Source organism: Niallia sp. MER 6 (assembly GCF_023714395.1).
Classification (GTDB): Bacteria; Bacillota; Bacilli; order Bacillales; family Cytobacillaceae; genus Niallia.
This window is the reverse complement of sequence record NZ_JAMAUK010000032.1, coordinates 41,093-47,999: the sequence shown is the minus strand read 5'-3', so window position 1 is coordinate 47,999 and position 6,907 is coordinate 41,093. Positions and strand designations below refer to the sequence as shown.

The following is a 6,907-nucleotide window of genomic DNA, read 5'->3' as shown; positions in this document are numbered from 1 at the left end:
ATGATTTATTACAATTACTATAGATATCAGTGGAACTTAAAAAAGATGACCCCTGTTCAATACAGAGATCATCTTCTTAAAACTGCCTAGGCTTTTTTTAAATGTCCTTTACAAAGGGTACACTTTATTTCCTATAAGCAGGACATTAGGGTTTTTACTGTTAGTTTACTATGTAAAATCCTAGGTTATCTTACTAGCCCTGTCAAAAATTTAACTGTTTCTGGATCATAATGAGAGAAAAATAAACTCTTTTCCTGGTCAAGTTTTTCAATCTTGTTCATATCTTCTTGTGATAGAACAAAATCAAAGACTTCAAAGTTCTGAACCATTCTCTCTTTCGTTACCGTTTTTGGAATAACAACAACCTTACGCTGGATTAAGTAGCGCAGAGCCACTTGGGCCACAGATTTGTCATATTGCTCCCCGATTTCTTTTAACGTTTTATTATGAAAGAAGTCATTTTTCCCTTCTGCAAAAGGTCCCCAAGATTCAATTTGTGTTCCGTACTTTTCCATTATTTGTTGGGCCTGTTTTTGCTGGTTGAACACATGTGTTTCCACTTGGTTAACCATTGGTGTAATTTCACTAAACTGAGCAATATCAATCAAACGGTCTGGATAAAAATTACTTACGCCAATTGCTTTGATTTTCCCTGCTTTATAATACTCTTCCATTGCACGGTACGTACCATAATAATCATTAAATGGTTGATGAATTAACATGAGGTCAATATATTCTGTTTGCAGTAAACGCAAGGATTCATCCATTGATGCTTTAGCTTTTTCATAGCCAGCATTTGAAATCCATACCTTTGTAGTAATAAAGAACTCTTCACGAGGTATACCACTTTTACGTACTGCACTACCAACTGCTTCTTCATTCCCATAAGCTTGAGCAGTATCGATTGATCGATAGCCAACTGCTATTGCTTCGCCTACTATACGCTCACATTCTTCAAGGTCATTAATTTGATAAACTCCAAACCCTAAAATAGGCATCTTTATTCCATTTGATAAAGTTACAGTTTCCATCTAATATTCCTCCTAAAAGTTTACTGCCTTTCACTTCATAATCTTACTAGATTCGTGTTACTCTAAGTCAACACAGGAATTTTAAAAATTACTTCTGGATAATTCACAGATGGTCCAAGGAATATCAGCAAAAAAAGTTTTAACCCTTTCATTATCCTTTATAAAAAAAAAGAATAGGTACCACATTTCTATCAAATGATTACCTATTCCTCTCAAAAAAGTACGGTATACTTTAATTACTGGTTGCGATAGTTTTGACTGTATGGCTGAAAGGCTTAGAAAAAAGATTTTTATACTTCTTCCTTGGCAAAATATATATATATATATATATTTTTTTTTTTTTTTAAATAACTTGATGCATTGCCAATCTCTTTTTTATTTCTCTGCTATTCCTTTAGCGCAAAAAAAGCCAAATCCCCCATACTGGTGAATTTGGCTTTTTTTACTATATTATCAGTTTACCAACCGCGCTCTTGCATGCGAGCTTCCGGAGCAAGACTAGCAATTTCAATCCCTTTCATTGCTGTTCCTAGATTTTTAGAGATTTCAGCAATTAATTTATAATCTTGGTAGTGAGTAGTTGCTTCCACAATTGCTTTTGCAAATAGAGCAGGATTATCTGATTTAAAGATACCTGAGCCGACAAATACTCCGTCTGCTCCTAATTGCATCATTAATGCTGCATCTGCAGGTGTTGCAACACCTCCTGCTGCAAAGTTAACTACTGGCAGGCGCCCTAAGTTTTTAATTTCCAGCAAAAGCTCGTAGGGAGCACCTAATAATTTTGCTTCTGTCATTAGCTCATCTTCATTCATATGAACTACTTTACGAACTTGTGCATTTACTTTTCGAATATGACGGACTGCTTCCACAATATTTCCTGTTCCTGGTTCGCCTTTTGTGCGGAGCATGGAAGCACCTTCTCCGATGCGTCTTGCTGCTTCGCCAAGGTCCCGGCATCCACAAACAAATGGTACTGTATATTCATTTTTATTTAGGTGATATTCTTCATCTGCAGGAGTTAAAACTTCACTTTCATCGATATAATCAACGCCTAATGCTTCAAGCACTCTAGCTTCCACAATATGTCCAATACGTGCTTTAGCCATAACAGGGATAGATACTGCATTCATAACTTCTTCTACAATAGAAGGGTCAGCCATTCTCGCTACTCCACCTGCAGCACGAATATCAGAAGGAACTCTTTCAAGAGCCATTACTGCTACTGCTCCTGCCTCTTCAGCAATTTTCGCTTGCTCGGCGTTAATAACGTCCATGATAACGCCGCCCTTTTGCATTTCAGCCATTCCACGTTTTACTCGATTAGTACCAGTTTTCATTCATATTCCTCCTATAGATTTAGTATGTAATCAACCTTTATTTTTTCAAATGCGCATTGTAAACTAATTATAGTAATTAATCTGGAACTATTAAAAGAGCCAGATATTAAAATTATCCAGGTACCAGTTTGATGGAGGTCAAAACCATGTTAGAAATAACTCCCATTTTAGATACTCAAAGTGATGCACCCGTATATATACAACTTTATCGTTTTCTTAAAAATGAAATACAATCAGAAAATATTCCTCCTCATAGTAAATTGCCTTCTCAAAGGAAATTAGCAGTGCATTTAAACTTAAGCAGAAACACTGTTAATGCTGCGTATCAGCAGCTCCTCGCTGAGGGTTACATCAGAAGCGAAGAAAGAAAAGGTTTATTTGTTGAGGATATAAAGCATGAGCTGTTTTTAGACAAAAACGCACATGCTATCCATGATGAAATCTTGAATAACAATTGCAGTCAACAAGAAGAGCAATCTTCAAGAATTCTATATGATTTTAAATATGGAGAAATAGATTTAAAGCATTTTCCATTTAAATTATGGAGTCAATTAACGATGAAAAGCATATTTGCTGAACAAGGAAAGCTGTTACTATATGGCGACCCACAAGGTGATCTAGATCTTCGTAAGCAAATAGCAAGATATCTGTATGAATCTCGCGGAGTTAAATGCTCAGAGCATCAAATTATCATAGGAGCTGGAACACAATATCTGTTAAGTATGTTATGTAAAATCATTGGCAGAGAATACACATATGGGATTGAAGAGCCTGGTTATAATAGAGTCCGTATTGTTTTACAGGAATATGGCAAAGCAGTGCATCCGATTCCCCTTGATAGTTATGGAGTTGATATAAAGAAATTAACAGCAAGCGAGGTCAGAGCTGTCTTTGTCACACCTGCACATCAATTCCCTCTTGGAATTGTTATGCCAATCCAAAGACGATTAGAATTAATTAAATGGGCGAAGGATTCAGATGGCTATATAATAGAGGATGATTACGATAGTGAATTTCGATACGAAGGCAAGCCTATTCCTGCCCTTCAAAGCTTAGACAGTTATGAAAAAGTTATCTATATGGGGACTTTTGCTAAATCGCTGATTCCATCTTTGGATTTTAGTTATATGGTTCTTCCAAGACATCTATTAGCTACGTACCATGAGAAGTATATTGGTTATAAACAAACCGTTTCCAGACAGCATCAATATACATTAAAACTCTTTATGGAAAGCGAGCATTGGTCAAGACATCTGAATAAAGTTAGAAATGTCTATAAGAAAAGACATAATGCATTGCTAACATCTCTTAAAGCGAACATGTACAATCAAGTCAGAATTATGGGTTCAGGTGCCGGATTACATATAGTAATAGAGCCGCGTAATGATATGTCAGAGCAAGAGCTAATTGACACAGCTAAAAAGAATGGCGTGTTGGTGTATCCTGTTTCCTCCTTCTATGAACAATTACCAGATCAAAAATATCCTCGAGTTCTGCTTGGTTTTGCTGGTATGGATGAGAGTAAGATTCAAGAAGGCGTAATATTGCTTTCAAAGGCATGGTTCTAAGCAGCAAAAAATTAATAATGCATTATTTCTCTCCATAAATAGGAAGATAACAAAAAAAGCTGCCTACCCAGGCAGCTTACCTAATATATGTTATTTTCGTCTCACAAAAGTCAAGATAATAGCAAGAACAGAAACGATTATGGCAATGATTGATAACACTGTGCTTGTAGAGCTATGCTCATGATCATCTTCTGCACTTGCCGTATCTTCATCAGCAGAATCAGCATCATGTGTATGTCCATGGCTATCTGTAGTTGCATCAGACTTAGCAATTTGTGTTACAGAATGAGGAAGTTCTGCATCCGCATCTCCAGTCCATTCTACTATGCTTCCATCTGCATAATATTGAAAGGCATCCCAAACAACTTCTCCTGCATCAGACGGGTTTTGTGCTGTAAAGCTGAATCGCTTATACTCACCTGGCTGAATAGCTGATTGATCATTCTCTGCTTCCCAAGTCACAGTAGTTACCTTATCACTATCATTGGTTTCGGTTGTTACTTTCCAACCATCTACTGGTTCGTACATTTTAAAATCCACATTATCTGCTATCTTAAGTGTTACCTTCGTTGTCGCAATGTCCTTCTCAACAGGTATTTTTACTGTATATGTTTCCCAAGCCTCTGTTGCAGACTCTGAAGGATTAACAGTTACATGTGCACTTGCTGGAAGTGCAATAAGAAAAACGGCAGCAAACGCTGATAAAAACGCAAAAAGCTTCTTCTTCATATGTATACACAACTCCTCTTTTAAAATGTTCCCATTTATACACTGTATAAATCTTAGTAACTAACAATCATAATCATAACAAATCTAACTATATCTTAAAATGCTCCTTTCCCTAACTTTGTGACTTTTTTGTGAACATTTGTTATTATTAACATCATTTTAACATTATTTATCATATTATCTCTTGTCAAATAACCAGTAAATAAATTACCCTGTTTCTAGGTTGAATTATTAGAAAGAATGGTGGAAGAAACCAATGTTACCAATAGAAAGACAAAAACAGCTATTATCATGGCTAACGGAAGAAGAAACATTAAAGGTATCTGATATCAGCAGAAAATTAAATGTATCGGAAATGACGGTATATCGTGATATTAAACAACTTATTGACCAACAGAAAATTGTAAAGACATCGAACGGCATTTCCCTGACTAAAGAAACCATTACGCCCTCCAATCATTGTTCCTATTGCTATAAAGGAATTAACACAAGATTATCTGTGCAGTTAATAAAAACAAATCACCAGGTAGAACAAACATGTTGTATTCATTGTGGATTGCTTAGATATCAAGAAACTCAAGCAGAAATATCTCAAATCATATGTCGTGATTTTCTTCATGATACAACACTGAGTGCTAAAACTGGCTTCTTTCTGATTAATCCAGACCTTCATTCAAATTGCTGTCAACCACAGCTTCTTACTTTTAACTCAATGGATGAAGCCATTAAGTTTCAAACAGGATTTGGAGGAGACATCTATAACTTTGAGCAAGTATTTACAGCTTTGAACTCACACATGCAAAGCTCGAATTGCTGTCACCCAAAATAGGAGGAAAAGAATGGAGTCAATGAAAGCAGAGAAATCCGTGCAAAAGGGAAAAAAAACGAAACAAACAAAAGCCTCTTTATATAAAGCCGTATGGAGATGGCATTTTTATGCTGGGATAATCTTTGCACCGTTTCTCCTTATTCTTGCTGTCACTGGATCTATATATTTATTTAAACCACAGATTGAGCAAGTTTTATATAAAGATTATTACGAGGTTACGAAGCAAGAAGACAGAATGACCCCGTCAGAGCAAATTAACATCGTGAAAAGTGAATATCCCGGTGCAAATATAACAAGCTATCTGCCTGGGGATAGTGAAGCACGTTCAAGTGAAGTGAATATAAACTACCAAGACGAGTCTTTAACACTATTTGTTGATCCTTATACAGGCAAAATTCTCGGTGAGTTGAATAGTGAAGACAGAATTATGGATAGAATAGAAGAATTTCATGGAGAATTAATGGCTGGCACTTTAGGTGATAGAATAGTAGAACTAGCTGCTTGTTGGGCAATTGTATTAATTGTCACTGGAATATATTTATGGTTTCCGCAACAAAAGAAAACAGGCTTTGCTGGAATACTATTCCCGCGACTGCATAAAGGAAAGAAAATTTTCAGAAGAGATTTACATGCCGTGCCTGCGTTTTGGATAACAGGCGGATTGTTATTTTTAATCTTAACAGGATTACCTTGGTCAGGTTTCTGGGGTACTAATTTCCAATCTTTAGTTACTAATACAGGAGAAGGCTATCCTCCATCAGTTTGGGTAGGAAGTGCTCCAACATCATCAGTACAAACAAAAGATATTGCCGAAGTCCCTTGGGCTGCTGAAACGTTAGATGTGCCAAAATCAGACATACAAGGTTATACCCCTCTTTCTATTGATGATGTGGTCGATATTGCCAATCGAGAAGGAATGCACCCTAGCTATTCTGTTATTTTCCCTACAACCCAAGAAGGTGTTTACACATTTTCTGCCTTTCCGCCAAAAGCAAAAGATGAAGCGACCATTCATATTGACCAATATACCGGGGCGGTGTTAGCTGATTACCGTTATGATCATTACGGACCATTGGGTAAGTTGATTGCTATCGGTATTACCTTGCATAAAGGCACAGAATTTGGTTTGATTAACCAATTAATCAGCCTTCTAATATGTCTTGGTACCATTCTTGTAGCTATTACCGGTGTTTATATGTGGTGGAAACGTAAACCTAAACAAGAATTAGGAGCACCAAAGGCTCCAAGTATTAAAAAAATGAGATACCTTCTTTTCATACTGATTATATTAGGCATTGTGTTCCCTTTAGTGGGATTATCCCTTATTATTGTATGGGTTGTTGACTTATTGATTATCCAAAGAATTCCGGCCGTGAAAAAGGTATTAAATGCTTAATAAGATAATGAAAA

General features: G+C 36.3%; 7 protein-coding genes. 4 read left to right on the top strand and 3 right to left on the bottom strand.

All coding sequences use genetic code 11. The features are described 5' to 3' along the window. Positions 1-90 (top strand): IS3 family transposase (locus M3600_RS24270; RefSeq protein ID WP_164849538.1); only part of this gene is annotated, 90 nt, incomplete at its 5' end. 95 nt (positions 91-185) lie between these two features. Here the strand turns inward: M3600_RS24270 and M3600_RS24265 are convergent. Together M3600_RS24265 and pdxS are read right to left on the bottom strand one after the other, a co-directional pair. Then, positions 186-1,031, bottom strand: a complete 846-nt coding sequence (locus M3600_RS24265) for an aldo/keto reductase (RefSeq protein WP_237943715.1) — start codon at positions 1,029-1,031, stop codon at positions 186-188. 458 nt (positions 1,032-1,489) lie between these two features. Continuing rightward, positions 1,490-2,371 carry a pyridoxal 5'-phosphate synthase lyase subunit PdxS gene (gene pdxS, locus M3600_RS24260; RefSeq protein WP_233317225.1) on the bottom strand — a complete coding sequence of 294 codons (882 nt, stop codon included), beginning with the start codon at positions 2,369-2,371 and terminating at the stop codon, positions 1,490-1,492. Between the two features lie 146 nt (positions 2,372-2,517). Between pdxS and pdxR the strand changes: the two genes are divergently transcribed. Beyond that, positions 2,518-3,939 (top strand): MocR-like pyridoxine biosynthesis transcription factor PdxR, encoded by a 1,422-nt coding sequence (pdxR, locus tag M3600_RS24255; protein WP_233317226.1) that lies wholly within the window; start codon positions 2,518-2,520, stop codon positions 3,937-3,939. Between the two features lie 90 nt (positions 3,940-4,029). On the opposite strand, the gene M3600_RS24250 is transcribed toward pdxR, so the two are convergent. Then, on the bottom strand, positions 4,030-4,668 hold the full coding sequence (locus tag M3600_RS24250; protein WP_237943713.1) for a YcnI family copper-binding membrane protein: 639 nt from the start codon (positions 4,666-4,668) through the stop codon (positions 4,030-4,032). Positions 4,669-4,924: 256 nt separating this feature from the next. Here M3600_RS24250 and M3600_RS24245 point away from each other — a divergent pair, with 256 nt between their 5' ends. Both M3600_RS24245 and M3600_RS24240 read left to right on the top strand, forming a co-directional pair. Beyond that, complete coding sequence (locus tag M3600_RS24245) at positions 4,925-5,497, top strand: DeoR family transcriptional regulator (RefSeq protein WP_237943711.1); 573 nt, start codon at positions 4,925-4,927, stop codon at positions 5,495-5,497. A gap of 10 nt (positions 5,498-5,507) precedes the next feature. After that, complete coding sequence (locus tag M3600_RS24240) at positions 5,508-6,893, top strand: PepSY-associated TM helix domain-containing protein (protein WP_396953843.1); 1,386 nt, start codon at positions 5,508-5,510, stop codon at positions 6,891-6,893. The last annotated feature ends 14 nt before the right edge of the window (positions 6,894-6,907 follow it).

Coding starts and splice junctions, on each gene's coding strand:
- pdxR (WP_233317226.1), top strand. CDS start 2,518: ATGTTAGAAATAACTCCCATTTTAGATACTCAAAGTGATGCACCCGTA.
- M3600_RS24265 (WP_237943715.1), bottom strand. CDS start 1,031: ATGGAAACTGTAACTTTATCAAATGGAATAAAGATGCCTATTTTAGGG.
- pdxS (WP_233317225.1), bottom strand. CDS start 2,371: ATGAAAACTGGTACTAATCGAGTAAAACGTGGAATGGCTGAAATGCAA.
- M3600_RS24250 (WP_237943713.1), bottom strand. CDS start 4,668: ATGAAGAAGAAGCTTTTTGCGTTTTTATCAGCGTTTGCTGCCGTTTTT.
- M3600_RS24240 (WP_396953843.1), top strand. CDS start 5,508: ATGGAGTCAATGAAAGCAGAGAAATCCGTGCAAAAGGGAAAAAAAACG.
- M3600_RS24245 (WP_237943711.1), top strand. CDS start 4,925: ATGTTACCAATAGAAAGACAAAAACAGCTATTATCATGGCTAACGGAA.